This is a genomic window from Streptomyces sp. UF-297 (assembly GCF_058245575.1).
Genome location: NZ_JBSIBZ010000056.1, coordinates 1 through 26,697, shown reverse-complemented (window position 1 = coordinate 26,697; position 26,697 = coordinate 1). Strand labels below are relative to the sequence as shown.

At 73.2% G+C, this 26,697-nt stretch carries 21 protein-coding genes and 1 pseudogene; 11 read left to right on the top strand and 11 right to left on the bottom strand.

The annotated features are described in order from the left end of the window. Positions 1-223: 223 nt before the first annotated feature. On the top strand, positions 224-1,411 hold the full coding sequence (locus AC4IJH_RS27370) for an ROK family protein (RefSeq protein ID WP_490854537.1): 1,188 nt from the start codon (positions 224-226) through the stop codon (positions 1,409-1,411). Between the two features lie 84 nt (positions 1,412-1,495). After that, positions 1,496-3,040 carry a M81 family metallopeptidase gene (locus tag AC4IJH_RS27365; protein ID WP_490854536.1) on the top strand — a complete coding sequence of 515 codons (1,545 nt, stop codon included), beginning with the start codon at positions 1,496-1,498 and terminating at the stop codon, positions 3,038-3,040. Positions 3,041-3,058: 18 nt separating this feature from the next. Here the strand turns inward: AC4IJH_RS27365 and AC4IJH_RS27360 are convergent, their stop codons facing one another. From AC4IJH_RS27360 to AC4IJH_RS27335, 6 genes are all read right to left on the bottom strand, one after another. Further along, positions 3,059-3,736: a hypothetical protein gene (locus tag AC4IJH_RS27360; protein WP_490854535.1), complete on the bottom strand. Its 678-nt coding sequence runs from the start codon at positions 3,734-3,736 to the stop codon at positions 3,059-3,061. An 80-nt stretch (positions 3,737-3,816) separates the two neighbouring features. Continuing rightward, entirely contained in the window at positions 3,817-4,794 is a 978-nt protein-coding gene (locus AC4IJH_RS27355) for a WD40 repeat domain-containing protein (RefSeq protein WP_490854534.1), read from the bottom strand. Positions 4,795-4,895: 101 nt separating this feature from the next. Further along, on the bottom strand, positions 4,896-6,173 hold the full coding sequence (locus AC4IJH_RS27350; RefSeq protein WP_490854533.1) for an MFS transporter: 1,278 nt from the start codon (positions 6,171-6,173) through the stop codon (positions 4,896-4,898). A 57-nt stretch (positions 6,174-6,230) separates the two neighbouring features. Beyond that, positions 6,231-7,355, bottom strand: a complete 1,125-nt coding sequence (locus AC4IJH_RS27345) for an amidohydrolase family protein (RefSeq protein WP_490854532.1) — start codon at positions 7,353-7,355, stop codon at positions 6,231-6,233. A 35-nt stretch (positions 7,356-7,390) separates the two neighbouring features. Beyond that, positions 7,391-8,773 (bottom strand): type I glutamate--ammonia ligase, encoded by a 1,383-nt coding sequence (locus AC4IJH_RS27340; RefSeq protein WP_490854531.1) that lies wholly within the window; start codon positions 8,771-8,773, stop codon positions 7,391-7,393. A gap of 61 nt (positions 8,774-8,834) precedes the next feature. Continuing rightward, positions 8,835-10,898 carry a SpoIIE family protein phosphatase gene (locus AC4IJH_RS27335; RefSeq protein ID WP_490854530.1) on the bottom strand — a complete coding sequence of 688 codons (2,064 nt, stop codon included), beginning with the start codon at positions 10,896-10,898 and terminating at the stop codon, positions 8,835-8,837. A gap of 206 nt (positions 10,899-11,104) precedes the next feature. On the opposite strand from AC4IJH_RS27335, the gene AC4IJH_RS27330 reads away from it, so the two are divergent. The 8 genes from AC4IJH_RS27330 (at position 11,105) to AC4IJH_RS27295 (ending at position 18,880) form a co-directional block, all read left to right on the top strand. Continuing rightward, the gene (locus tag AC4IJH_RS27330; RefSeq protein ID WP_490854529.1) at positions 11,105-12,076 is read left to right on the top strand and encodes a TetR/AcrR family transcriptional regulator; all 972 of its coding nucleotides are present in this window, start codon (positions 11,105-11,107) and stop codon (positions 12,074-12,076) included. A 78-nt stretch (positions 12,077-12,154) separates the two neighbouring features. Next, complete coding sequence (locus AC4IJH_RS27325) at positions 12,155-13,033, top strand: beta-keto acid cleavage family enzyme (RefSeq protein WP_490854528.1); 879 nt, start codon at positions 12,155-12,157, stop codon at positions 13,031-13,033. Positions 13,034-13,065: 32 nt separating this feature from the next. Then, positions 13,066-14,019 carry a 3-hydroxyacyl-CoA dehydrogenase NAD-binding domain-containing protein gene (locus AC4IJH_RS27320; RefSeq protein ID WP_490854527.1) on the top strand — a complete coding sequence of 318 codons (954 nt, stop codon included), beginning with the start codon at positions 13,066-13,068 and terminating at the stop codon, positions 14,017-14,019. Beyond that, positions 14,016-14,483, top strand: coding sequence for a thioesterase family protein (locus tag AC4IJH_RS27315; RefSeq protein ID WP_490854526.1), 468 nt, complete (start codon positions 14,016-14,018; stop codon positions 14,481-14,483). The genes AC4IJH_RS27320 and AC4IJH_RS27315 overlap by 4 nt, the downstream gene beginning before the upstream one ends. Before the next feature lie 221 nt (positions 14,484-14,704). Further along, positions 14,705-15,670 carry a metallophosphoesterase family protein gene (locus tag AC4IJH_RS27310; protein ID WP_490854525.1) on the top strand — a complete coding sequence of 322 codons (966 nt, stop codon included), beginning with the start codon at positions 14,705-14,707 and terminating at the stop codon, positions 15,668-15,670. Between the two features lie 12 nt (positions 15,671-15,682). Then, positions 15,683-16,972, top strand: coding sequence for an MFS transporter (locus AC4IJH_RS27305; RefSeq protein WP_490854524.1), 1,290 nt, complete (start codon positions 15,683-15,685; stop codon positions 16,970-16,972). Between the two features lie 221 nt (positions 16,973-17,193). Beyond that, positions 17,194-18,147 (top strand): TolB-like translocation protein, encoded by a 954-nt coding sequence (locus AC4IJH_RS27300; RefSeq protein ID WP_490854523.1) that lies wholly within the window; start codon positions 17,194-17,196, stop codon positions 18,145-18,147. 79 nt (positions 18,148-18,226) lie between these two features. After that, a complete protein-coding gene (locus tag AC4IJH_RS27295; protein WP_490854568.1) occupies positions 18,227-18,880 on the top strand; it encodes a DUF309 domain-containing protein in 654 nt (217 codons plus the stop codon). Between the two features lie 97 nt (positions 18,881-18,977). On the opposite strand, the gene AC4IJH_RS27290 is transcribed toward AC4IJH_RS27295, so the two are convergent. The 5 genes and pseudogenes from AC4IJH_RS27290 to AC4IJH_RS27270 all read right to left on the bottom strand — a co-directional run bounded on the left by AC4IJH_RS27290 (position 18,978) and on the right by AC4IJH_RS27270 (position 24,887). Beyond that, positions 18,978-20,327: a D-alanyl-D-alanine carboxypeptidase family protein gene (locus AC4IJH_RS27290; protein WP_490854522.1), complete on the bottom strand. Its 1,350-nt coding sequence runs from the start codon at positions 20,325-20,327 to the stop codon at positions 18,978-18,980. A gap of 236 nt (positions 20,328-20,563) precedes the next feature. Beyond that, a pseudogene (locus AC4IJH_RS27285) lies at positions 20,564-21,819 on the bottom strand (cytochrome P450 family protein). Between the two features lie 668 nt (positions 21,820-22,487). Further along, a complete protein-coding gene (gene ulaA, locus AC4IJH_RS27280; RefSeq protein ID WP_490854521.1) occupies positions 22,488-24,047 on the bottom strand; it encodes a PTS ascorbate transporter subunit IIC in 1,560 nt (519 codons plus the stop codon). A 67-nt stretch (positions 24,048-24,114) separates the two neighbouring features. Beyond that, complete coding sequence (locus tag AC4IJH_RS27275; protein ID WP_490854520.1) at positions 24,115-24,402, bottom strand: PTS sugar transporter subunit IIB; 288 nt, start codon at positions 24,400-24,402, stop codon at positions 24,115-24,117. Continuing rightward, positions 24,399-24,887 carry a PTS sugar transporter subunit IIA gene (locus AC4IJH_RS27270; protein ID WP_490854519.1) on the bottom strand — a complete coding sequence of 163 codons (489 nt, stop codon included), beginning with the start codon at positions 24,885-24,887 and terminating at the stop codon, positions 24,399-24,401. Before AC4IJH_RS27270 ends, AC4IJH_RS27275 begins: the two co-directional genes overlap by 4 nt. Positions 24,888-25,137: 250 nt before the next feature. Between AC4IJH_RS27270 and AC4IJH_RS27265 the strand changes: the two genes are divergently transcribed. After that, positions 25,138-26,649, top strand: coding sequence for a M28 family metallopeptidase (locus AC4IJH_RS27265; RefSeq protein ID WP_490854518.1), 1,512 nt, complete (start codon positions 25,138-25,140; stop codon positions 26,647-26,649). Positions 26,650-26,697 lie beyond the last annotated feature (48 nt).

The following is a 26,697-nucleotide window of genomic DNA, read 5'->3' as shown; positions in this document are numbered from 1 at the left end:
GACCCATACCGCCTCCGGAGTCGTGGAACGGTCGAAGATTGCGAGCAAAGTACGGACGGCCGCGAAATGAAGTCAAGACCCTGGCGCACTCGTCCTCAAGTGATGTCTACTGATGCGCAGTTGCACCCTCTACTTCATTCGGACAGCGAATGAAGCCCGCGCCCCGGAACCTCCGCCGTCGCGCTCCGCACTCCCCACCGTCCCGAGCGAAGGGCATCCGCACATGACCGCCGCCGAGGAACCGCCCGGCTCCGCCGCGCACATCCTCGACCTCGTCGCCAACGGCACCGCGGCCTCCCGCGCCGATCTCGTACGGGAGCTGGGCCTGGCCGCCTCCACCGTCTCCGCCCGCGTCCAGGAACTGGTGGCGGCCGGGCTGCTGACCGAGCACGGCGAGGGCGCCTCGCGCGGCGGGCGCCGCCCCCGCCTGCTGCGCATCCCCGACAGCGGCGCCGTGGCGCTCGCCGCCGACCTGGGCAGCCATCACATCCGTACCGGCGCCATCGCCCTGACCGGCAGCTGCCTGGACGTCCAGGAGTGCGCCTTCGACCTCACCGCGGGGCCCGGGCCCGCCCTGGACCTGCTCGCCGAACGCCTGGCCGCGCTCGCCGCGCGCCAGCGGGCGGCCGGGCGGTCCGTGCACGGCGTCGGCATCGGCTTCCCCGGCCCCGTGGACACCGCCGCGGGGCGGGTGGTGGCCCCGGCCCGGATGCCGGGATGGCATCTGTACGAGCTGCGCGACCGGCTCGCCGACCGGCTGGGCCTGCCCGTACTCGTCGACAACGACGCCAATCTCATGGCCCTGGGTGAGCACCGGGCCGCTCACCCCGCGCTGCGCCACCTGGTGGTCGTCAAGGCGGGGCGGGGCATCGGCGCGGGCGTCATCAGCCACGGCAGGCTCTACCGCGGCGCCCGCGCCTCGGCCGGGGACATCAGCCATGTACGGGTGGACGCCGCGGCCGAACGCCCCTGTTCCTGCGGCAACATCGGCTGCCTGGAGACGGTGGCCAGCGGCGCCGCGATCGCCGCCGCGCTGCGCGAGCGGGGCATCGGCACGGGCTCCGCCGCCGACATCCTGCGCCTGGTCGACAACGGCGAACCGCACGCCACGACCCTCGTACGGCAGGCGGGCCGGCACATCGGCGCGGTGCTCGGCGTCGTCGTCAACTTCTTCAACCCCCAGGCGGTGATCCTGGGCGGCGCCCTGTCCCGCGCCGAGCCGCTGGTCGCGGCGGTGCGCGGGGCGCTGTACGAGCGGTGCCTGCCGATCGCCACCCGCGAGCTGGTCATCGACACGGCGACCTGCGGCGCGGACGCGGGACTCCTCGGCGCCGGACACGCCGCGCTGCGCGAACTCGCGCCCGTCGAGAGCATGTTGGCGGCCAGGGCGGGGCCGCCACCGGGTAAGTGAAGGCCCGGCCGACCACACCTCCCGCGCCTCCCCCCTTCCCATCACACTCCCCCACGCCGTCGTCGTCACCGGAAGCGAGCACCCATGAGCCACCCCGTCGCCCCCGGCTCCGCTCCCCGCCTCCGTATCGGCATCGGCGGGATGGCCATCGAGTCCAGCCAGTTCTGCCCGCACCGCTCGACGTACGAGGACTTCCGGATCACCCGCGGCGACGCCCTGCTGGACCGGTACGGGTGGACCGGCCCCGGCAGCGATCTGACGGCGCGGGCCGAGTGGGTGCCGCTGGTGCACGCCGTGTCCCTGCCCGGCGGGCCGGTGGAGCGGAGCGCCTATGAGCGCATCAAGACCGAACTGATCGCCCGCATAAGGGAGTCAAGGGAGTCGGGGCCACTGGACGGCCTGGTGTACGACATCCACGGGGCGATGAGCGTGGTCGGCATGGACGACGCGGAGGCCGACCTGACCGAGGCCGTACGGGCCGCGACCGGGCCCGGCACGCTGATCTCGGCGGCCATGGACCTGCACGGGAACGTCTCGCGGCGCTTCGCCGAGCCGCTCGACCTGCTCACCGCCCACCGACTGGCGCCGCACGAGGACGCCTGGGAGACCCGCGAGCGGGCCGCCCGCAACCTCGTCGGCCGCCTGAGATCCGGCAAGGGGCGGCCGCACCGCGCCTGGGTACAGGTGCCGGTCCTGCTGCCCGGCGAGAAGACCAGCACCCGCCTGGAGCCCGCCAAGTCCCTTTACGGCGAGCTGGCTTCGGTCGAGGCGCTGCCCGGCATCGTGGACGCGGCGATCTGGGTCGGCTACGCCTGGGCGGACGAGCCCCGCTGCCGGGCCGCGGTCGTGGTCACCGCGGACGACGCCCAACTCGCCCTGGACCAGGCCCACTCCCTTGCCACCCGGTACTGGCAGGCGCGCCGCGACTTCCGCTTCGTGGGCCCGACCGGCGACGCCGACGACTGCATCGCCCGCGCCGTCGCCTCCGACGCGCGCCCCTTCCTCATCAGCGACTCCGGCGACAACCCCACGGCAGGCGGCGCCGGCGACCTCCCCTACATGCTGCAACGCCTCCTGGCCAACAAAGAGTTGGCCGACGGCAAGGTCACCGCGCTGCACCCGGGCATCACCGATCCCGCCGCGGTGTCCGCCTGCTTCGCGGCGGGCACCGGCGCCGAGGTGGCCCTCGCGGTCGGCGGCCACGTCAGCGCGGGCACCGGCCCGCACGCCGTCCCGTACGAACTCACCGGCACGGTAACGGCGTTGATCGACCCGGCCGCCCCCGACCCCACCCCCACACGCGGCAACCCGGCCTATGACTCCGGCGGCCGCCGCGCCGCCGTCACCCACGGCGGCGTGACCGTCCTCCTCACCGAACGCCGTACCCCCTTCCACACCCTCGCCGACTTCCATCCCCTGGACCCCCGCACCTACGACCTGGTCGTCGTCAAGATCGGCTACCTGGAACCGGAACTGCACACCATGGCCGCCGACTGGCTCCTGGCCCTCACTCCCGGCGGCGTCGACCAACACCTCACCCGCCTGGGCCACCACCGGGTGGCCCGCCCCCTCTACCCCTTCGACGACGAAGGCTTCGAGAACCCCGACCTGACACCCGTACTCCTCTGAGCGGCCCCGCGTGCGTGCTCAGCTGTGCGCGATGCGCTCGACCTCCATCAGCTGGGCGGCACCGATTCGCCCCTCATCCAAGGAGAGAAGCCAGGGAAGCAGTTCCGGAGTGACATGCAGCTCGTCGTCGAAACCGAGCCGGAGGTCGGCGAGGCGCCCCCCGAGCAGCCAGGAGTCGAGCGCGTCCGCCAGATGCAGATCCGCCGCCTCGGTACGGGTCTGCGACCACAAGGCCAGCCAGGGAGCGAGGGTGCCCGTGGTGGCCCCGAGCACGTCCAGCACGTCGGTGACGTGCCGAGTTCCCGGGTGGGTGTGCAGCACCGAGACCCACCAGGCACGCCAGACCTCCTCCGGAGCACTTCGCTCGGGCACGGGCCAGTTCCGCCAGCCGGCGGCGAGCAGACGGGCGGCGACCATGTCGCCGGTGAGCCGGCCGGCAGTCAGGCTCCTTACGATCCGGGGCGTCAACCGGCGGTACAGGCCGGGGAAGTCGTCCCCATGGCCGGGGGCCTCGTGCGCGACGCCGGAGATCAGCTCTTCCGGCACCCGCTCCACGGGCCCGGCCACGGCTTCGAGGTCGCTCTCGCCGTAGCAGTACGTGCAGCCGCTCACGGGAAACGGCAGTTCGGCGAAGGGCGCGAAGGCAGCGTCCAGGTTGTCGAGTGCGTCCGGCAGACGCCGGTGCGGGTCGTGCATGAGATACCTGACAGGACTGCGTCCGGATCTGCCGAAGAAGAGATCGACGCTACCACGCACCGCGACGTCCGCGGAGCCGGTCACGCCGCCGTCAGGTCCCAGACGCGTACGTGGCCGTCCTGGCCTCCGGTGATGGCTACGGGGTGGCCGCGCAGGGTGGTGGTGACCACGGAGTCGACGCTGCCGCGGTGACCGGTGAGGGGGGCGCCGAGCTGGTGGCCGGCGGCGAGGTCCCAGATGCGTACGGTTTCGTCCTCGCTGCCGGTCACGGCGAGGGAGCGGCCGTGGGGCGTGGCGACGTCGAGCGCGAAGATGCGGTCCTCGTGGCCGGTGAGGGGACCTGCCAACTGGGCGCCGCCATCGGCCAGTTCCCAGAGGTACACCTCGCCGGGGTCGGCGCCCGCGACCACGGCCGCGCGGTCCCCGACGCGGGTGAGGGCGACCGCGCGGGCCACCCCGTCCTGTGCGCGGAAGGAGGCCAGGTGTTCGCCGCGGGCCAGGTCCCAGACGCTGACCAGCGCGTCGAAGCCGCCCGCCGCGACCAGCGGACGGCCGCAGAGGTGCGCGGTGGCCAGCGCCGCGATCCCGTCGTGGTGGTCGTTGACCAGCTGCTCCGGCTCGTCCTGGCGGGAGGGTCCCCACACGTCCAGGGCGGGGAAGGAGGCCCCGCCCGTCACAAAGGTCAGCCGGCCCTCGACCTCGGTGGCGGCGATGGACCAGATGGGATCGTCGACGCAGGCCCCTTTGATCAGCTCGCCGCTGTCCAGGTCCCACAGCGCCAGGCCCTCGTGCTCCCCTCCCCCGGCGAGCACCACCCGCCCGTCGTGCCGACCGGCCGACACCCACACCACGTCGTTGGGCGCGTCCGGCTCCTCCTCGTACGCCCTGGCCAGCGGCCGCCGGCGCCAGAGGTCCCGCAGCGGGTCCCAGGTCCAGGCGTCGTTGGAGGAGTCGGCACACACCACCAGCGGGCCGCCGTCCGCCTCCAGCACCGCGAGGTCGCTCACCTGCTCCCCCGACGGCATCTGGGCGCACATCAACTGTCGTTGCGTCTCCATGTGTTGGAGGCTAACAAGGAGCGAACTGCGCGCCTCCACGGCGGTGTCCGCGATCCGCCACCCGGCCCGCGCGGCCCGGCCCGCACGCCTCACCCGCGCGGTCAGGGCCGTGGCGTACGGGCGTCGTAGCGGGCGAAGTCGCGGCGGCTCAGGCCCAGGACGGCCACCACCGCGACGCAGGCCAGACCGCCGCCGATGACCGCGGTGGCCGGGGAGGCCAGCGAGGCCACCGAGCCGGCGAGGAAGTCGCCCAGGCGCGGGCCGCCGGCGACCACGATGATGAACACGCCCTGCAGGCGGCCGCGCATCTCGTCCGGTGTGGCCGCCTGGAGCATGGTGGTGCGGAACACCATGGACACGGTGTCGGCGCAGCCCGCCGCGGCCAGGAAGAACAGCCCCAGCCACAGGTCCCTGGCCAGCCCGAACGCGGCGACGGCCGCGCCCCAGGACGCCACGGCCAGCAGGATGACCAGCCCCTGACGGCGGATGCCGCCGAGCCACCCCGAGAACAGCCCGCCCAGTACGGCCCCGACCGCGGGGGCCGCCACCAGCAGGCCCACCGTCTTGGCGTCGCCGCCGAACCACAGCGCGGCCACCGCGGGGAACAGGGCGCGCGGCTGGGCCAGCACCATGGCGGCCATGTCGGTCAGGAACGTCATACGGATGTTGGGGCGGGTGGCCAGGAAGCGCAGCCCGTCCAGGACCGAGGCGCGCCGGGCCGGCCCGTCGCCCTCGCGCTCGGGCCGCATCGGCGGCAGCCGCCACATCGCGTACAGGGAGGCGCTGAAGGCCACCACGTCGATGAGATAGGCGGCTTGATAGCTCCACAGCCCGACGATGACGCCGCCCAGCATGGGGCCGCCCATCAGCGCGAGGTTGCTGGTCAGCGCGTTGAGCGCGTTGGCGGCCGGCAGTTGTTCGGGCGGCAGCAGCCGGGGGATCATGGAGGAGCGGGCCGGGGCGTTCATGGCGAAGCAGATGGACTGCAGGGCCACGACCGCGTACAGCAGGCCTACTTGGCGGATGTTCAGCACCGCGGCGGCGGCCAGCACGACGGACAGCGCGGTGGCTCCGGCGGCGCTGACCAGTCCGAGTTTGCGGCGGTCCACGGTGTCGGCGATGGCGCCGCCGTACAGCCCGAACGCGACGAGCGGGACCAGTGAGCACAGGCCGACCAGGCCCACCGAGAAGCTCGATCCGGTGATGGCATAGACCTGGAGGGAGACCGCGAGGGCGGTCATCTGCTGGCCCAGCCAGGAGATGGTGTTGCCGAACAGGAGCCGTCGGTAGTGCGCGCTGGTGCGCAGCGGCGTCAGGTCGGCGAAGACGCGGAGGCGGCGCCCGGTCCGGCTCTTGGAGGATGCATCTATATCGGTCACGGGAGAGTTAATCACGCCACGGGGCGGACCAGCGCGTAGGTTTTGGCCGGATCCGGGTCAGCCGCCCGGCTCCGTAAGGCCGTACACACGACGGGCGTTGCCGGCCGCGATCAGCGCCGCGACCCGCTGTGCGTCGGCGTGCGACCAGGCGCCGGAGCGCACCCAGCCGCCGAGTACGTCCCCCAGGGCCGTACGGAACAGGGCGCTGCCCAGGACGTACAGCTCGGGCAGGCCGTAGGCGTCGGTGGAGAACAGCAGCTTGCCGAAGGGCGCCAGTTCCAGGAATTCGGCGAGCACGGCCGCGGCCCGGGGGCCGGTGTGGGTCAGGGACAGGCCGATGTCGGCGTGGACGTGCGGGTACACGGCGGCCAAGTAGGCGGCCTGGCGGTGGTAGGGGTAGCAGTGCAGCAGCACCACGTCGGTGCCTAGGCCGGCGGTGGCCCGGACGAAGTCGGTGAGCAGGGCCGGGTCGGCGTGATCCAGGCGCAGGTCGGGGTCGCCGAAGCCGGTGTGGAGCTGGAGGGGGCGGCCGGTGGCGGTGGCCAGGTGGAGCAGATGGCGGATCAGGACCGGGTCGGTGAGGCGGCGGCTGCCGGAGGCCGTCCAGGCGCGGGCGGCTCGGTGGACCGCGTGCGGGCCGGGCGCTTCGGGGGCCAGGGCGAGCCCGTGGCGGTAGGCGGCGACGCTCTTGAATCCGGCGGCGGTACGGGCGGCCCCGGCCACCGAGGCCGCCAGGTGCTCGGTGAACTCCTCGGCGGACCGGGCGCGTTCGGCGACGGTCTCCGCCAGCCGCTCCAGCCGTACGATCTCGCCGCCCGTGCCGCCGCCCGCCTCGGCCGTCTCGCGCACTCCGGTGAGGTCGCCGGGCAGCCCCGTGTCCAGGAGGTAGCTGCCGATGCCGGTGCCGCGCAGCAGCCGCGAGCGCGCCTCCGCCTCTCCCAACTCCCTTCTGCGGGCGAGGTACCGGTCGGGCGGGCAGTGCGGTTCCAGGCCGAGCAGCGGCGGGCACCAGCGGCGCAGCGCGAAGCCGGTCTGGGAGTCGAAGAAGGTGGTGCCGGGCGCGGGCGGCCGGTCCGACTCGCTCAGATACGCCTCGAAGGCCGCGGGCGAGGGGGCGCGGCGGACCACGCCGTGGCAGTGGTGGTCCACCAACGGCGGGATTTCCAGATCGAGTTGTGGCATCCCTTCAGAGGGCGGCACAGGTTCGGTGTCCGGCATCAGTAACGCCACCGGAAGGCGTCGGCGATCTCCTCCGGCCCGCTCTGGGCGAACTGTGCGGCCTCGGCGCGGCGTACCGCCAGCACGGCGCCGTGCAGCACCTCCCCCAGCGCCTCGCGCAGCGGCTGCGATGCCTCCAGGTGGTCGGCGGCCTCGGCCAGGGCCGGCGGGAGGCGCACGATGCCGCGGCGGGCCCGTTCGCGTACGGTCAGCGCGGCCGGGTCGCCGGTCACCGGCGGCGGGAGGCGGTCGCCCGCGGCGATCCCCTGCAGCCCGGCCGCCAGGACCGCGCCGACCACGAGGTAGGGGTTGGCGGCCGGGTCGAGGCACTTGACCTCGGCGTGCCCGCCGTCCGGGTCGTCCGGCGCGCCCAGGATCAGGCGCAGCGCGGCCTCCCGGTTCTCCACTCCCCAGCACTGGTAGACCCCGGCCCAGTGGGAGGGCAGCAGCCGCAGCCGGCTGGCGGGCGAGGGGCAGCCGATGGCGGCGAGCGCGGGCAGCGCGGCCAGCACACCGCCGAGGAACGCGACGGCCTGCGGCGCCAGGCCGAACTCGGCGCCGGTGGCGCGGTGCAGGCTCACACCGTCCCGGTGCAGACTCAGGTGCAGATGGCGGCCGTTGCCGACCTGTCCGGCAACGACCGCGGGGGAGAAGCAGGCGCGCAGCCCGTGGCGCCCGGCGACGGCGCGCACGGTCTCGCGGACCAGGACCGCGTCGTCGGCGGCGCGCACCGGGTCGGCGTGCGCGGTGGAGACCTCGAACTGCCCGGGTGAGTACTCGGGGTGGATCTGGAGGACGTCGATGCCCTGGGCGGCCAGCGCCTCGGCGGTGTCGCGGAGGTAGTCGGAGAGCTCCACGACGCGGGTCATGCCGTACGCGGGCGCGGTGGTGGCGGGCTCCGGGCCGATGTCCGCGTCCTCCCCCTCCGGGCGCACGACCACCCACTCGGTCTCGAAGCCCATGCGCACCTCCAGGCCCTCGGCGGCGGCCCGGCCGGCCATGCGGCGGGCGAACTGCCGCTGGCAGGCGGGGTAGGGCGTGCCCAGCTGGTCGAAGCGGTCCACCGGCGCCCAGGCCCAGCCGGGCTGTGCGGCCAGGACGGTCACCCGCTCCAGGTCGGGTACGAGCCTGAGGTCGCCGTCCGGGCCGCCGAGGTGTTCGGTGGCGGCGATGGAGTCGTCGGCGGTGTAGACGTCGAAGACGGGCGACATGCCCACGCCGCGGGCGGCGGCGTGCGCGAGCTGTGCGGTGGGGATGGCCTTGACCCGGGTGATGCCCGCGTTGTCGACGCCGGTCAGGGCCAGTAGGCGGACCCCTTCGGCGGCGAGCCATGCCGTCAACTGCCGTGCGTCGACCGGTTGTTCGCCGTTGCGGGCTTCCATGGGCAGGTCCTCACTTCGCCGTCGGGCCGCCGACCGGCACCCCGGCGGCGCGCAGGACACCTCAAGGGCAGTCGAACTCGCACCATACGCACTTTCCGCTGCCTCGCGGTTCCACACCCCACACGTCCGCGAGCCGGTCCACGAGCAGCAGTCCGCGCCCGGAGACTCCCGACTCGCCCGGTTCGCGGCGCCGCGGCAAGCTGCTGGAGAGATCGGCGACTTCGAGCCGCAGCCGCCGTTCGGCGCCGCGCGGCATGCGGATGGTGACCACCGCGGCGCCGTCGGTGTGCAGCAGGGCGTTGGTGATCAGCTCGTCGGCGACCAGCTCGATCTCCTCCGAGCGCTCCCGCGCGCCCCAGGCCCGTACCGCCGCGCGGATCATGTGCCGGGCGGCGGACAGCGCCTCGGGGTCGGCCGGGGCGATGTGCTGCTGGAAGCGCCCCGCGGACTGCGGGGCCGGTGCGCCCACCCGCCGCAGCAGGAGGAAGGCCATATCGTCCTCGCCGGACCGCTCGCAGGCGAACTCACAGAGCCGGTCGGCCAGTTGATGCACGTCGTGGGGTCCGCGGCGCACCGCGGCGGCCAGCAGCCGCATCCCGTCGTCCAGGTCGGTGCCGGGCTGCTCGACCAGGCCGTCGGTGCACAGCAACAACGTTTCCCCGGGGGCGAGTTGCACCTCGGTCACGGGGTAGTCCATGCGCCCGAACTCGGCGGACAGCCCCAGCGGCAGGCCGCCCGGCACCGGCAGTCGCCGGCAGATGCCCTCGCTGTGCCGCAGCAGCGGTTCGATGTGCCCGGCCCGCACCACCCGCACCGCTCCGGTGGTCAGGTCGGCGTCCGCGTACGTGCAGGTGGCGAAGCGGTCGGTGTCCAGCTCGCGCAGGAAGGCGGAGGCGCGGGCCATGACGGTGGCGGGCGTGTGGCCTTCGGTGGCGTAGGCGCGCAGCACGATCCGCAGCTGTCCCATGACGGCCGCCGCCTGGGTGTCGTGGCCCTGTACGTCCCCGATGACCGCGGCGACCCGGCCGTCGGGCAGCGGGATCACGTCGTACCAGTCGCCGCCGATGTCGCGCCCCAGCCGGGCCGAGCGGTAGCGGACGGCGATCTGCGCCCCGGGCACGTCGGGGATGCGGCGCGGCAGCATGGCCTGCTGCAGCCCCTCGGCCAGGTCGTGCTCCTGGTCGTAGAGCATGGCCCGCGCCAGGCTCTGCGCGATGCTGCTGCCCAGCGCCACCAGCAGGTTGCGCTCCTGGGCGCTGAAGTCGTTCTCCTCGCGGTAGAACAGGCCGATCACTCCGATCGGCCTGGCCTGGGCGATCAGCGGCAGATACGCGGCGGAGCCGATGGCCAGCGGCTGGATGTGCGGCCACAGCCGCGGGTAACGGGAGGCGAACTGCGCGCGGGAGCCGACGAAGCGCGGCGCGAGGGTGCGCACGACCTCGCTCATGGGGAACTCGTCCTCGATGCGGGTCAGCTCGTGGTCGGGCACGAAGCTGCCCGCCTGCCCCTCGGAGACGAGCCGGATCCGCCCGGCCTCCACGAGCCCGACGATGACGTTCTGCGCCCCCAGCCGGCTCAGCCCCTGGTCGTCGCCGAGCACGGCGATCACATCGCGGACGGTCCTGGCGTGCGCGAGGGCCGCGGTGGTGCGCTCCACGACGCTGGTGTGGCGGCGGCGCCCCTCGCCCGCCTCCAGGAGCCCCGCGATCTGGGCGTAGTCCTGGCTCGCGTCGCGCACCACGCCGATGATGCGGCGCGGCCTGCCGGTGGCGTCGCGGCGGATGCTGCCGTGGGTGTGGGTCCAGCGCTGCGAGCCGTCGCGGCGGCGGATGCGGAAGTAGATGCCGTAGGAGTCGCTGCCGTCCTTCAGGGCGTGCGAGACCATCGCGTCCAGCCGGGCGCCCTCGGCGGGCGGCACGCGGCAGGCCAGGGTGGCCGGGTGGGAGTCGTACTCCTCCGGCAGCAGATCGAAGACCTTGAGAGCGGAGGCGTCCATGTGCATGAGCCCGCTGTCGAGGTCCCAGTCGAAGCCGCCCATGCCGTTCAGGGCCAGGGTCAGGTCCGGGTGGGCGGGCCAGTCGTCCGGCACGGGCCCGGCGGGCGGCTTCGCTCCCCGGTCAGCCATGCCGTCACTGTGCCACATTCCCGCCCCGTGCGGCCTGTCCTGAAGCCCGGGCCGCACGGCCCGGCGGACCCCCGGGCCGCCACCCTGACCCAATCATCAGTACGTGCTCAACACTGATCCTCATTGCGCCTGCGAGCTGCTCTTTTAATCCGCACCCACATCTCCTGCGTTGCGATGATCTCAACACGCTGCTACGGTCGCGGCCCATGGAGGAACCCCCCGCGGCCCGGGTCGCCGACACCTCGGGCGATGTGACCGACCGTGTGAAGCAGGTGATCGACGCCCTCGGCGTCAGCCGCCGCGAATTCGCCCGGCGGATCGTGATGGACCCCTCCAAGCTGTCCAGGTCGCTCGGCGGCACCCGCCGCTTCACCGTCGCCGAGATCGTCCGGATCGCGGACATCGGCGGGGCCGACGCGGGCTGGCTGCTGGGCTCGGCCGCCGGGCGGCCCGCTCCCCCGGCCCGCCCGGCGCGCGAGAAGGACCCGGTGGCCGTCCCCGAGGGCGGCAGACCGCTGCAGATCGTGCGGGAGACCGTCCGCCTGATCGCCGAGCAGGGCTTCCACTCCGTACGGGTCGCCGACATCGCCGCCGCCTGCGGTACGAGCACCGCCGCCGTCCACTACCACTTCCCCGGGCGGGACGAGCTGCTGGAGGCCGCGGTCCGCTGGTGCATGGACGAGGACACCGCCCGGCGCGCGGCGGGGCCGGCCGAGGCCGCCGACGCCCGCGCCGAGCTGCTGCACCTCATCGCGCTGCAGACCCCGCGCACCGAGCAGCAGCGCCGTCAGTGGCTGGTCTGGCTGGACCTGTGGGCCCAGGCCGCCCGCTCCACCGCGGTCGGCCGGCTGCACGAGCACTACTACCGGCAGTGGCGGGCGACCGTCGCCGACGTCGTGGCGCGCGGGGTGCGCCAGGGGGTGTTCCGGGCCGTGGACCCGCAGTCCGCGGCGCTGCGGCTGACCGCCCTCATCGACGGCCTGGCCACCCAGGTCCTGGCCACCGCGCCGGACAGCACCAGCCCCGACTCGATGCACTCCGCGCTGCTGGCCTTCGTCGAGTCCGAACTCGCCGCGGACGCGGAAGCGAAAGCGAAGGCGGAGGCGGAAGCGAAAGCGGAAGCGAAAGCGAAGGCGGAGGCGGAAGCGAAAGCGGAGGCCACCGCCGAACGCCCGTAAGCCATCACCGAACTCCCGCAAGAAGCCCAGAACTCCCGTAAGCAACCCCGAACTCCCCACCCCTGGAAGGAACTTGCCGTGAACAACGAGGTCATCATCACCTGCGCCCTCACCGGCGCGGGCGACACCGTGGGCCGCTCCCCGCACGTCCCGGTGACGCCCGAGCAGATAGCCGCCTCGGCCGTCGAGGCGGCCGCGGCGGGCGCCGCCGTCGTCCACATCCACGTCCGCGACCCGCACACCGGCGCCCCCTCGCGCGATCCCCGGCTGTACGCGGAGGTCGTGGGCCGCATCAAGGACACCGGTACGGACGTGGTCATCAACCTCACCGCGGGCATGGGCGGCGACCTCGTCATCGACCCCGCCGACCCGCTGACCCACCTGCCCGGTACGGACCTGGTCGGCGGCCTGGAGCGGCTGCCGCACGTCGAGCAGCTGCTCCCCGACATCTGCACACTGGACTGCGGATCGCTCAACTTCGGCGACGGCTCCAACCTGTACGTCTCCACGCCCGACATGCTGCGCGCGGGCGCCCGGCGCATCCAGGAGCTGGGCGTACGGCCCGAGTTGGAGATCTTCGACACCGGTCAGCTGTGGTTCGCCAAGCAGCTGCTGGCCGAGGGACTGCTGGACGACCCGACGGTCTTCCAGCTGTGCATGGGCATCCCGTGGGGCGCGCCCGCCGACCCCGGCGTCCTCCAGTCCATGGTCAACATGCTGCCCGAGGGCGCGCAGTGGGCCAGCTTCGCGCTCGGCCGTATGCAGATGCCGTGGGTCGCGCAGTCCATCCTGCTGGGCGGCAACGTCCGCGTCGGCCTGGAGGACAACCTCTACCTGAGCAAGGGCGTCAAGGCCACCAACGCCCAGCTCGTCGAACGCGCCGTCCAGATCACGGAGTTGCTGGGCGCCACGGTCGCCACCCCCGCCCAGGCGCGGGCCCGCCTGGGCCTGAAGTAACCGCCGGACCGCACCCCACCCCAGGAGTCCCCATGCGCACCTCCCCCGAGGCCGTACGCCACGTAGCCTGCATCGGCGCCGGAGTCATAGGCGGCGGCTGGGCCGCCCACTTCCTGGCCCGCGGCTACGACGTCACCGCCTGGGACCCGGCCCCCGACGCCGAGTCCCGCCTGCGCCGCCTGATCGACGCCGCCTGGCCCGCCCTCGAAGAGATGGGCCTGGCCGACGGCGCCTCCCGCGAGCGGCTGACCGTCGCCCCCACCCTCGCCGAGGCCGTCGCGCACGCCGACTTCGTGCAGGAAAGCGCCCCGGAGAAGCTGGAGTTGAAGCGCTCCCTGCTCGCCGAGCTGGACGCGGCCACGCCCGCCGGCACCGTCATCGCCTCCTCCACCTCCGGATACCCGATGACGGACATGCAGACCGAGGCCGCCGACCCGGCCCGGCTCGTCGTCGGCCACCCCTTCAACCCGCCCTACCTCATCCCCCTCGTCGAGGTCGTCGGCGGCGAGCGGACCGACCGCGCGGCCGTCGAGTGGGCCTCGCGCTTCTACGGCATCGCGGGCAAGTCCGTGATCACCATGGACCGCGAGCTGCCCGGCTTCATCGCCAACCGCCTCCAGGAAGCCCTGTGGCGCGAGGCGCTGCACATGGTCGCCAACGGCGAGGCCACCGTCGCGGACATCGACGCCTCGATCACCGAAGGCCCGGGCCTGCGCTGGGCGTTCATGGGCCCCTGCCTCACCTTCGCGCTCGCGGGCGGCGAGGGCGGCATGGCCCACATGCTCGACCACTTCGGCCCCTCCCTGAAGTCTCCCTGGACCCGGCTGGAGGCCCCCGAGCTGGACCGCCCGCTGCGCGACGCGATGGTGGCGGGCTGCGAGGAGGCCGCGGACGGCCGTACGTACGCCGACCTCGTCGCCGAGCGCGACCGCGGCGTCATCGAGGTGCTGCGCGCCACCGGCCGCCTCGGCGGGGACCGCCGATGACCCGGCCGCCCACCGCGCTCCCGCCCTTCCGTCAGACCGTCCAGGACTCCTGGATCGACTACAACGGCCATCTCAGCGAGGCCTATTACGTCCTGGTCTTCGGCTTCGCCACGGACGCCCTGATGGACCACACCGGACTGGACCCGGCCTACCGCGCCCGCACCGGCTGCTCCCTCTACACGGTCGAGGCGCATGTCCGCTACCTGCGCGAGGTCCCGCGCGATGCCGAACTCCTGGTGCGCACAGCGGTGTTGGGGGTGGATGACAAGAAGCTCCGTTTCACCCACGAGATGTTCGTGGCCGACGCCCCTGACACCCCCGTGGCCACCGAGGAGATCTTCGCCCTCCATGTGAACCGGGCATCGGGCCGCTCGGCCCCCCTGCCGCAGGACGTGCGCGCCCGCCTCGCCGCCCTGATGGAAGCCGCACCGGAGTGGGCGGGCCGGGGAATCCGTACGGTCTGAGGCTCCCCGCGGCGGCCGACCCCCATTGGTCATCTGCCGGTGGCCCGCAGGACACCCTGCGGGCCTAGCCTCGCCCGGGCCCGAAGTGGCCCTGTTTCAGCAGCAGTTCGGGTAGGAAAGTTTCCTAACAGAAGTTCGGCCGGGGATATTGACGCGTTCATGGCGAGTAGCCAGGATGCATCGGGACAGCTCCTCCCCACCCCTCACTTCGGGAGACGGACATGCCGGACAGCGCGTGTACCAGGAAACCCCTGCTCACAAATCCCCGGTTCGGGATACCCGCCGCCGTCGGCGCGGCGCTCGCGCTGACGGGCGGGGTGCTGCTGTGGTCGCCCGCCGGGCGGGCCGATGCGGCGCCGGACGGGGCGCGGCAGGGGGTGGGGGCGGTCGCGTTCACGGCGGTCGCCGCCGGGGACATCGCCGAGCAGTGCACGGCGAGCAGCAGCAGCTGTGTGCACCCGAAGACGGCAGCGCTGGTGCAGAAGCTCGACCCGGCGTTCGTGATGACCATGGGCGACAACCAGTACGACGACGCCCGGCTGAAGGACTTCCAGCGCTACTACGACAAGACCTGGGGCGCGTTCAAGAGCAGGACCCGGCCCATCCCGGGCAACCACGAGACCTACGACCCGGCCGGCGCGCTCGCGGGGTACAAGTCCTACTTCGGGTCGGTGGCCTACCCCAAGGGCAAGCCGTACTACAGCTTCGACCAGGGCAACTGGCACTTCGTCGCGCTGGACTCCAACAGCTTCGACGACTCCGCGCAGATCAGCTGGCTCAAGTCCGACCTCGCCGCCAACTCCAAGAAGTGCGTGGCCGCTTACTGGCACCACCCGCTCTTCTCCTCCGGCGAGCACGGCAACGACCCGGTCAGCAGGCCGGTGTGGAAGCTGCTGTACGACGCCAAGGCCGAGCTGGTGCTCAACGGGCACGACCACCACTACGAGCGGTTCGCGCCGCAGAACCCGGACGGCAAGGCCGATCCGGCCGGCATCGTGGAGATCCTCGGCGGCATGGGCGGCGCCAGCCCGTACAAGATCGAGGAGGTGCAGCCCAACAGCGAGAAGCGGCTGACCAAGACCTTCGGTGTGGTGCGGCTCGACTTCGCCGACAACGGCTTCTCGTGGAAGCTGGTGGGCACCGACGGGTCGACGAAGGACAGCAGCCCGTCCTACGAGTGCCACTGAGGCACCCGGCGCATGTATCTCGCCACCACGGACGCGGCCGCCGCGACCACGAAGCTGACGCGCGGCCGCGTCGCCGGGCCGGTGCTCGCCCTGGGCGCGGTCAGCCTCGTCACGGACATCTCCTCGGAGATGGTCACGGCGGTGCTGCCGCTCTACTTCGTCCTCCAACTGGGGCTCTCTCCCCTGCAGTTCGGCTTCCTGGACGGCCTCTACAACGGAGTGACCGCGCTGGTGCGGCTGGTGGGCGGGCAGTTCGCCGACCGCGGGCAGCGGCACAAGCTCGTGGCCGGCGGCGGGTACGCGCTGTCCGCGCTCTCGCGCCTGGGGCTGCTGCTCGCGGGCGGCGGCACGCTCGGCATCGGCGCGGCGCTGGCGGCGGACCGTATCGGCAAGGGGGTACGGACCGCGCCGCGCGACGCGCTCATCTCGCTGAGCAGCCCGCCGGACACGCTGGGGCGGGCCTTCGGCGTGCACCGCGCGATGGACACCACGGGCGCGCTGCTGGGGCCGCTCGCGGCGTTCGCCCTGCTGTGGGCCACCGCGGACGCCTATGACGCCGTCTTCGTCGTCAGCTTCTGCGTGGGGGTGCTGGGCGTACTGCTGCTGGTCGCCTTCGTACCGGGCCGGGACGCGCTCGCCGTACGGGCGGGGGCGGCGGGACACGCCCGGCAGGCCTCGGCGGAGCCGCGCGGCAAGGTCCGCGACCTGCTGCGGCTGGCCGCCTTCCGGCGGGTGCTGGCCGCCGCCGCGCTGCTGGGCGCGGCCACGATCGGCGACTCGTTCGTGTATCTGCTGCTGCAGCGGCGGCTGGACTTCGCGGTGAGCTGGTTCCCGCTGCTGCCGCTGGGAACCGCCGCGGTGTATCTGCTGCTGGCCGTCCCGGCGGGCCGGCTCGGCGACCGGATCGGACGCCGCGTCCCCTTCCTCCTCGGTCATGTGGCCCTGCTCGGCGCGTACGTCCTGCTGCTGGCCAAGGGCGCGGGACCGGCGCTGCTGATCGGCGTACTGCTGCTGGTCGGTGTCTTCTACGCGGCCACCGACGGGGTGCTGATGGCACTGGCCGGGCCCGCGCTGCCGGCCGCGCGGCGGGCCAGCGGGATGGCGCTGCTGCAGACCGCGCAGGCGCTGGCCCGGCTGCTGGCCGCCGCCGGGTTCGGCGCGGCCTGGACGCTGTGGGGCACCGGCCCCGCGCTGATCGCCGCCGCCGTCGCCCTGACCGCCGCCCTGGCCGGCGCCGCGGCCCTGCTCCCCCGCCGCCTCCCCCACCACAGCCCTCCCGAAAGGCACGGGACCCCCGCATGACCCCGCCACCTCAGCCACCACCCCCGCCCGGACCGCTCCCCCGACACCCCTGTGCCACCCCGACACCACCCGCACCCCCGGCGTCACCACCGGCGCACCCCGCCGATCCCCCACCGCCCGCCACCGCGCCGGATTCGCCGCCCCCGCCCGACGCTCCACCGTCGCCGTACGCCCAGGCCACGGAGGCGCGGCGGCCGTCCCTGCGGGCCAAGGTCGTCGCCGTGGCGGTGGCGGGTGCCGTGCTCGCCGCCGTCGCCGTCGTCTACACCGTGGGCGCCGTGCGGCGGGCCCAACCCGTCGATGCCGTCTCCTCGTTCGGGCTGGAGCGCGGGGCGCTGTACGTCCGCAGTACGGGCGAGGGGAGCGGGCGGGTGGCACGGCTCGCGGCCTCCGGGGCGGGGCGGCGTACCACGGGAGGGCCCGCCTGCGAGCGGTTCTACGCGGCGGGCGGCACGGGGCTGTGTCTGCAGCGGCGGGCCGGTATCCCGCCGAAGTCCTATGCGGTGGTGCTCGACGGGAAGCTGCGCGAGAAGCGGCGTATCGCACTGACAGGCATCCCCAACCGGGCCCGGGTCTCGGCCTCCGGGCGGATGCTGTCGTGGACCATGTTCGCCACCGGTGACTCCTACGCCACTTCCTCCTTCTCCACCCGCACGTCGATCCTCGACACCCGCACCGGCTACCTCGTCAAGAACATGGAGCAGATCCCCCTCACCCTCGACGGCCGCCGCTACCACTCCCCCGACGTCAACTACTGGGGCGTCACCTTCGCCCGCGACGACAACCGCTTCTACGCGACCGTCTCGACCAAGGGCCGGACCTACCTCGTGGAGGGCGACATGCGCCGCTGGGCGGCCCGGGTGCTGCGCCGCAACGTCGAGTGCCCCTCGCTGTCCCCCGACAACACCCGCATCGCCTTCAAGAAGCGGGTACGGGAGGGGGCCCGCGACCCCTGGCGGCTGTACGTCCTGGATCTGCGGACCATGCGGGAGCACCCGGTCGCCGAACAGCACAGCGTCGACGACCAGGCCGCCTGGCTGGACGACCGCACCCTGGCCTACGCCCTGCCGGGCCGCTCGGGCCGCACCTCGGACGTCTGGTCCGCCCCCGCCGACGGCACCGGCACCCCCACCCTGCGCGTACCGGACGCCTCCTCCCCCGCCGCAGTGCCCTAGCCGTATTGCCCCGGCCCCCGATACGCCGCCGTGCGGGCGTGCGGCGCACAATCGAGGGGTGAGTGAGATGAAGGGTGAGATGAAGGGGACGCCCCGGCGTGACGAGGGCGGGGATCCGGCGTGCTGGCTGGGGCAGGTGTGCGCGCAGTGCGGGCGGGTGCGGGAGCAGGCGGGTGAGGGCGGCCGCTGTGCGTACTGCGGTGCGGCGGCCGACGGCGACCGGGCTACGGCGGCAGAGCGCGGCCGGGACCGGGACACGGAGGGACGGGCGCGAAACGCCCGGCCGCGCGACGGCCTGGGCCGGCCCCTTCCGTACGGCGCGTCCGGCGTCGCCCGCCAGCCCGAAGGCATCCTGCGCACACCCGCCGAATCCCTCGCCGAGGCGCAGCAACTGCTGGACTCGGGCCTCCCCTTTCACGCGCACGAGGTGCTGGAGGACGCGTGGAAGGCGGCGCCCGAGCCCGAACAGGCACTGTGGCGCGGGCTGGCCCAGCTCGCCGTGGGCCTCACCCACGCCGCCCGCGGCAACGCCAAGGGCGGCGCCGCCCTGCTGCGCAGGGGCACGGAGAACGTGCGGGGATACCAGGAGTCGTCGCCGTACGCCGTCGATGTGGCGGGACTGGTGCAGTGGGCGCGGGAGTTGGCGGGGCGGCTGGAGAGCGCGGGGGCGGCGCCGGTGGAGCCCGTGTCGGCCGAACGTGAGGCGCCCAGGCTGTGCGAGGAGAGTCAGTAGGGGCGTTGGGGAGCGGGTGACGGTGTCCTGTCCCTCCCCTCCCTCCCGCCGCGCGTACGGGAGAGAGGGACAGGGAGGGAGGGGACAGCCGGGCTCGCTAGGAGTCCCGCGAGGGTGCCGGGTCCCCGCGGCCTGCCGCCTTGCCGCGGGCGTGCAGCCGCCAGGCGACCGTGGCGCCCGCCGTCAGGGCCACCGCTCCGGCCCCGCCCGCCCACAGTGCGGCATGGGAGCGTTCCGGCGGTAGGGCCAGGGACTCGGGCGCGGCGAGGGAGCGTTCCTGCGGCGGGGGCAGGGACTCGGGCGCGCCGGGGTCGAGGGCCGCTGCCCCGAAGGTGCCGGGGTCGAAGCTGTCGGCCCCCGTCGCCGGGGCTCCGGCCGCGACGGCCGGGGCGCCACCCTGGCCCGCGTCGGGGCCGGTGGCCAGGGCCGGGGCCGCGCCGCGCCCGTCGTGCCACGCCTCGTTCGCGGTGGCCGCGGCGCGCAGCGAGGCTACCGGACGGGCCTTGCCCGCCGCCGCGAAGCCCCAGTCCAGCAGCGAACGGGCTTCCTTGTAGACGGCGTTGGACCGGCCGGACTGCGGGTTCATGACCGTGACCAGCACCGTGCGGCCGCCCCGCTTGGCCGCGACGATGAGGGTGTTGCCCGCGTGGCTGGTGTAGCCGTTCTTCACCCCGATGAGCCCCCGGTAGCGCGGCAGCCCGCGCGTGCCGACCAGCAGCCGGTTGGTGTTCTGGATCTCGAAGGAGGGACCGCCGCTGCTGGGGAAGCGGGCCCGTACGGTCGCGCAGTGGCGGGCGAAGTCGGCGTTGGCCAGCCCGGCGCGGGCGATCAGGCTCAGGTCGTAGGCGGAGGAGACCTGGCCCCAGGCGTCGTACCCGTCCGGGGACTTCACCCAGGTGTCGCGGGCGCCCAGCTGACGCGCCTTGGCCTGCATCTCCCTGGCGGTGGCGGCCCAGCCGCCGTTCATGTTCGCCAGGACCCGGACCGCGTCGTTGCCGGAGCGCAGGAACACCCCGCGCCACAGGTCGGCGACCTTGTACCGCTTGCCCGCCTGGATGCCCACCATGCTGCTGCCCGCGCCGATGCCCGCCAGGTCCCGCGCGCTGACCCTGCGCACGGTGTGCTGGGAGAACTTCGGCAGCACGGTGACGGCGAAGAGCGCCTTGAGCGTACTGGCGGGGGCGAGCCGCCGGTGCACGTTCCTGGCGGCCAGCACATGGCCCGTGCGGAGGTCCGTGACGGCCCACGAGAGCGCCGACAGGCCGCCGGGCAGGCGCGGCACGCCGGGCCCGGCCCCCACCCGTACGCCGTCCTGGGCCGCGGGGACCTGAGCGGTCGCCAGATCCTCGGCGTGGGCGAGAGCCGGTATGGGGGCGAGCCCGACCCCGGTCGCCGCGATCACTGCCAGCAGGCCGGACCGCCGGGACAAAAACGTGTCAAATGCCATGCCTGACACGCTAAGAACGGTGTCCGGGGCGCGCAGGGGGGACTGCGCCAGACGGCCGAAGCACACGGCGCGGGCGTGCGCATTGACGCGCGGGGGCGTGCTCGGTCGCCGCTGGTCCGGGACCGGTTACGGGTCCGGAACGGGGTCGGTTGCCACGCAACACAAGAGCCCGCCCGGTGCGACGGGGGATGCACACCGGGCGGGTCTCAGAACCTTTTTACCGCACGGCGGAACGGTTATGCGTCAAAAACGTGTTCGTCTGTCGATTCCCAGGCGACGGGGAGTGAGATCAGGCCACGTGCGCGTATCGTGCGGCGCCACTGCGGTCCTTCGGCCGGGAAGTCCAGCCGCAGTCCGGGAAAACGGCTGATCAGAGCGGTGAGAGCGGTCTCGGTCTCCATACGGGCGAGGGGTGCGCCCACGCAGTAGTGGATGCCCCGGCCCAGGGCCAGGTGCCCGGAGGTGTCGCGGTCGGGATCCAGGGTGTCGGGGTCGGGGAACCGAGCGGGGTCGCGGTTGGCCGAAGCCAGCGAGAGCAGCACCGTTTCCCCTGCCGGGATGCGTACGGAGCCGATCTCCAGGTCCTCCGTGGGGAACCTGCGGATCGCCAGCGCCGCCGGTCCCTCGTGCCGGGCGAACTCGTCCACGGAGGCAGGCAGTTCGGCCGGATTGGCACGCATCCGAGCGAGCAGCTCGGGGGACTGCAGCAGGGTGAGAATGCTGTTGCTGATGAGGTGGACGGTGTTCTCGTACCCGGCCAGGAGGATGAGGAAGGCCAGGGAGGTCAGCTCGTCCTCGGTGAGCCGGTCGCCGCCCTCGGGCCCCTCCCCCTCGTCGCGGACCGCTATGAGGTCCGAGAGCAGGTCGTCGCCGGGGTTCGCCCGCTTGGCCGCGATGAGGCCGGTGTAGAAGGCCAGCATGGCCCGATCGCCTCCTTCATCAGGTGCGGCCGGGCGGGGTCGGGGGTCATCAGCGCGTCGCTCCAGGCGCGGAAGTCGCGGCGGTCCCGCTCCGGCACGCCGAGCAGGTCGCAGATCACGATGATGGGCAGCTGGCCCGCATACGCGGACAGCAGATCGGCGCGCCCGGCGGGCTCGATGGCGTCCAGGAGTTCGTCGGCCACCCGGCGCACGGGCTCGCGCAGCTTCTGCACGCGGCCGGGGGTGAAGGCCTTGGAGACCAGGCGGCGCACCCGGGTGTGGTCGGGCGGGTCCATGTTCAAGAGGTTGGCGTCCAGCGCGGCGGGCAGCGCGAAGCCCCGGTAGACGCCCTCTTTGGCGTTGCTCTTGTCCAGGGAGAGCCGGGGGTCGGCCATCGCCTGGCGTACGTCGTCGTAGCGGGTGACGAGCCAGGCGGGCCGTCCGTCGGTGCCGGTGATGCGGTGCACGGGCCCCGCCTCGCGCAGGCGCGCGTACGCGGCGTACGGGTCGTCGAGTGCAGGTGTCATGTCGAGAGGGGCAGGCGTGGAGCCCGGCCCGGCGGAGTTCTGCATGGCGTTCGACTCTAGACGCGGGGGCTGTGGGCACGGCGGGGCGGGGTGCCCACGGGGTGAGGCCGCGCAGGGCGGCACCGGTCACGCGGGCCGGTGCCGCCCCTTGTGCGGGAGGCGCCCCGGACCCCCGTACCGGGCCACCCCGCCTGGGAGTTGTGCCGCTGTCGGTGACACGGGTGGTACGGGTACGCGGGAGACGCGCCTGCCTGTGGTGCCGGCCTCTGCGGTGCTGTTTTCCGCGGCCCTGATTCCTGTAACGCCGCGCGCCCCGCGATACATGCCCGGATCCGGCGCACCGGGCCGTCGGAGTGTCGGTTCAAGGCGGTGCGCGGCCGTCGGAGCGGGGCGTCGGCGCACCAGGGGTACCTCGCGATGCGCCGGGTCGCGCGCGTACCGTGAATGGCCGGATTTCGCACCGGTGTCAGGGCGGCCCGAAGCGCTGCGACAGCCTCCTGTGCAAGCCCGCACACCCACCCCTCCCATGGCCCCGCCCCGCACCGCGACCCGCCCTGGGACACCCTGGCTCCACTACGAACCCGGGCCGCCCGCATGTCTCTTGACCGCCCCCGGTACACGCCGGGGCCCCCGATCCGCAGCCGCATCGTGTCACGTGAAGAACACCCGGCACCAGTGCATATACGGACGGTGCGGACACCTGCCGTTCACCGTCAGTCGGGCCCGCCGTTCCCGGCCGTCGGCCGCCGCCGGGGGCCGTCCGCGGCGTCCCCCGTACCGGTGCCCGGGGCGCTACCGGAGGTGCCCGCGTCCGCACCGGCATCCGAGGCGCCGTCAGCCGCCGCGTCCCGTCGCGCCCCCGGGTCCCAGCCCGCCTCGACCACGCGCTTTTGTACGAGGACGGCGAGTGCGAGGATTCCGGCGGCGATGGCGAGGATCAGCAGGACGCCCGTCACGGGGCCCGCCTTGGCCGCGTATCCGGTGAGGGTGCCCAGCCAGCCGAAGTCGGCGTCCCCGAAGGTGGTGTCGGCCGTGCCGAACTCGCCCAGTACGCCGAGGAGTACGGCGGGCAGGAAGGTGATCAGTACGCCGTTGAGGAAGGCGCCGGCGATCGCGCCGCGCCTGCCGCCGGTGGCGTTGCCGTACACCCCTGCCGTGCCGCCGGTGAAGAAGTGCGGCACCAGGCCGGGCAGGACCAGGGCCAGGCCGAAGGCGGGTCCGAAGAGGACCGCGATCGCGGCCAGGCTCAGCATGCCGCCGACGAAGCTGGCGATGAAGCCGATCAGTACGGCGTTCTGGGCGAAGGGGAAGACGATCGGGGCGTCCAGCGCGGGCACGGCGCCGGGGACGACCTTCTCGCCGATCCCCCGGAAGGCGGGGACGAGTTCGCCGAGGATGGTGCGGACGCCGAAGAGGATGACGGCGACCGCGACGCCGAACTGCAGGCCCTGCATCACGGACTTCATGATGTAGTCGCCGCCGTCGGCCGCGGGCGCGGGGAAGGCCTTGAAGGCGGTGGCCGGCCCGGCCGAGGCGAGGTAGACGGCGGCCACCACGAGGTGGACCAGGACCATCGACAGGGCGGTGGCCGCCATCGAGTCGCGCAGGAAGCGCAGGCCTTCGGGGAGTTTCATCTCCTCGGTGCTGCGGCTGCGCCGGCCGACGAGCTGCCCGGTGGCACCCGCCGCGATATAGCCCGCGGTGCCGAAGTGGCCGATGGCGAGGGTGTTGTTGCCGGTGACGCGCTGGGTCCAGGGGTGGGCCAGGGCCGGCATCGCCACCAGCATCACGGCCAGCACCACGCCGCCCACCAGGACGACCACGGCGGTGGGCAGCCGGACCGCGGCCATGACCATGGTGATCAGGGTGGCCATGAACAGCATGTGATGGCCCGTCAGAAAGACATAGCGCAGCGGCGTCAGCCGGGCCAGGAGCAGGCTCAGCGCAAAGCCCAGGATCATGATCCAGGCCACCCGGGACCCGAACTCGGCCTGCGCGATACCGACGATGGCCTCGTTGGTGGGGATCACCCCGTGGGCGCCGGTGGCGCCTTGGATCATCACGCCCAGCGGCGCCAGCGCGTCGACGACCAGACTCGCGCCCGCGCCGATCAGCAGGAAGCCCAGGGTCGCCTTGAGGGCGCCGCCCACGATCTGCCCGGCCGAGCGGCGCAGCGCGGTCAGACCGGCGGCGGTGATCAGTCCGATGAGGTAGGCGGGGACGCTCAGGATCTGGTGGACGACGAACTCGACGGCGGTGAGCAGCCAGTGCAAAGCGGCCTCCCGGGGCGAGGGGTGCTTGGGGGTGCTGGCAGGTGCTGCGGTGGCGTTCGCGCGCCCGTCAGGCGATGCCCAGGCCCTGCGAGATCCGCCCGGCGATCTCCGCCGTATCCATGAAGTTGGTGACGGACAGGACGGGGACGGACAACTCACGCAACTCGCCCGCCAGTTCCGCCGAGGTGAGGACGAGGTCGGCGGTGGCCGCCGCGCCGCGCGCGGTGCCGATGTCGGCGACCTCCACCTCGCCGTCCAGCCCGAGCGAGCACAGCGCGCTCTCCGCGTTCATCTTCAGCAGCACGCTCGTGCCGATGCCCATGCCGCAGACCGCCAGAACCTTCACATACGTCATCGCCGCACTCCTTGGTCGGTGGGCCGCTCGTGGCGGCGCAGCAGGTCCCGGAGCGCGGTCGCGTCCGGTGCGTGTTCCAGGGCCGCCCTGGTCGCGGGGTCGGCGAGCAGCGTCGCGAGCGCGGCCAGCGCTTCGGTGTGCCGCCGGTGGTCGGTGGCGGCGAGCCCCACGACCAGCCGGACGGGGTCGTTGGCGCGGCTGCCGAACTCCACCGGCTCGGCGGGGCGCAGCCAGGACAGGCCCAGGGCGCGTACGGACGGGGAGGGCCGGGCGTGGGCGAGGGCGAGGCCGGGGGCGATGACGACGTACGGGCCGTGGCGCTCGACCGCCTCGATCATCTCGCCGGTGTACGCGCCGGTGACGGCTCCGCTCGCGGCGAGCAGGGCGCCCGTCTCCCGCAGCGCCTCGCGCCAGTCCGCGATCCGTACGCCGATCCCGATCGCCGCCTCGGGCAGCAGCGCGACCAGGGACAGCGATGACGTCAAGTCCCCTCCCCTCCCACGGCTTCCCCACGCCTCAGGGTGCGCACCGTGCTCCTGCGCACCCGGCACATCTCCCATTTACCACGATTCGTGGTGGCAGGAACATGGCGTTCTTGTATCAGTCGTCCATGAAGTCTTCTCCGACCTGCACGAACTCACTACGGTCCCTACCAATCACGGCCGATCTTGGGCCGTGCGCACCGCATTCGCGGCGGCCGTCACCCCTGGCCGCCCCCTGCCCGGAAGGACCCCCGTGCGCGTACCCCACCGCCGTAGAGCCCTCGCGGCGCTCGCCGCCACCGCCGTCGCCGCGCCCCTGCTGCTGGCCTCCGCCTCCCCCGCCGGAGCCGAGGCGGCCTCGTACGGGCACGGCGAGCACCACCAGCGGAAGAAGGCCGAAAAGCTCGCCAAGAAGCTGGTCAAGGAGGCCTCGGGCAAGAGCGCCTACCGCCACCTGGAGAAGTTCCAGGAGATAGCCGACGCCAACGGCGGCCACCGCGCCGCGGGCACCCCCGGCCACCAGGCCTCCGCCGAGTACGTCTACAAGCTGCTCAAGAAGGCCGGCTACAAGGTCTCGTACCAGAACTTCGACATCTACGAGTCCAAGACGCTGCGCCAGAGCCTGAAGGTGCTCGGCTCCCAGGCCCGGGACATCAAGACCTCGGCCTACAAGTTCAGCAAGTCCACCCCCGAGGGCGGCCTCCAGGCCCCGCTCGCCGCGGCCCGCGTGGACAAGACGCCCGGCTGCGAGCTGGAGGACTACGCCGGCACCGACTTCAAGGGCAAGATCGCCCTGGTCAAGCGCGGCGAGTGCACCTTCGCGGAGAAGGAGGCCGTGGCGGCGAAGGCGGGCGCGGCCGGCCTGATCCTCTACAACCACTCCGGTGAGGCGCCCGCGCAGGGCACGGTCGGCGACCCGTCCGGTGCGCACATCCCCGCGACCGGCATCTCCAGGGCCGACGGCGAGGCGCTCGCCGCGCAGCTCGCCAAGGGCGAGGTCAAGGTCAACCTGGATGTGGCCACCGAGGCGCAGAAGCGTTCCACCCCGAACGTGATCGCCGAGACCAGGGGCGGCGACGCCGACAACACCGTGGTGCTCGGCGCGCACCTGGACGGGGTGCCCGCGGGCCCGGGCATCAACGACAACGGCTCCGGCTCGGCCGGTCTGCTGGAGGTCGCCCTCAAGCTCGCCAAGGAGACCCGTAAGTCCCACAAGCAGCCCACCAACAAGGTGCGGTTCGCCTGGTGGACCGCCGAGGAGATCGGCCTGCTGGGCTCCGAGCACTACGTGAAGTCGCTCACCGACAAGCAGCGCAAGCAGATCAAGGTCGCGCTCAACTTCGACATGATCGCCTCCCCGAACGGCGTCCAGTTCGTCTACGACGGCGACGACTCGGACAAGGAGGGCTCGGGCCCCGGCCCCGAGGGCTCCGCGCAGATCGAGAAGCTGATCACCGACTTCCTGGACAAGAAGGGCAAGCCGCACGAGGGCAGCGACTTCAACGGCCGCTCCGACTACGGCCCGTTCATCGAGGCCGGTATCCCCGCGGGCGGCACGGACACCGGCGCCGAGGGCATCAAGACCAAGGAGCAGGCGGAGAAGTTCGGCGGCAAGGCGGGGGTGGCGTACGACCCGAACTACCACGGCAAGGGTGACGATCTGTCCAACCTGGACCTGAAGCTGTTCGACACGAATGTCGATGTGATCGCGCATGCGGTGGGGATTTATGCGCACGACCTCAGCTCGCTGAAGACCAAGGCGTGATCGGCCGGCGGCGGGGGGGGGGGGGGGGGGGGGGGGGGGGGGGCGGGG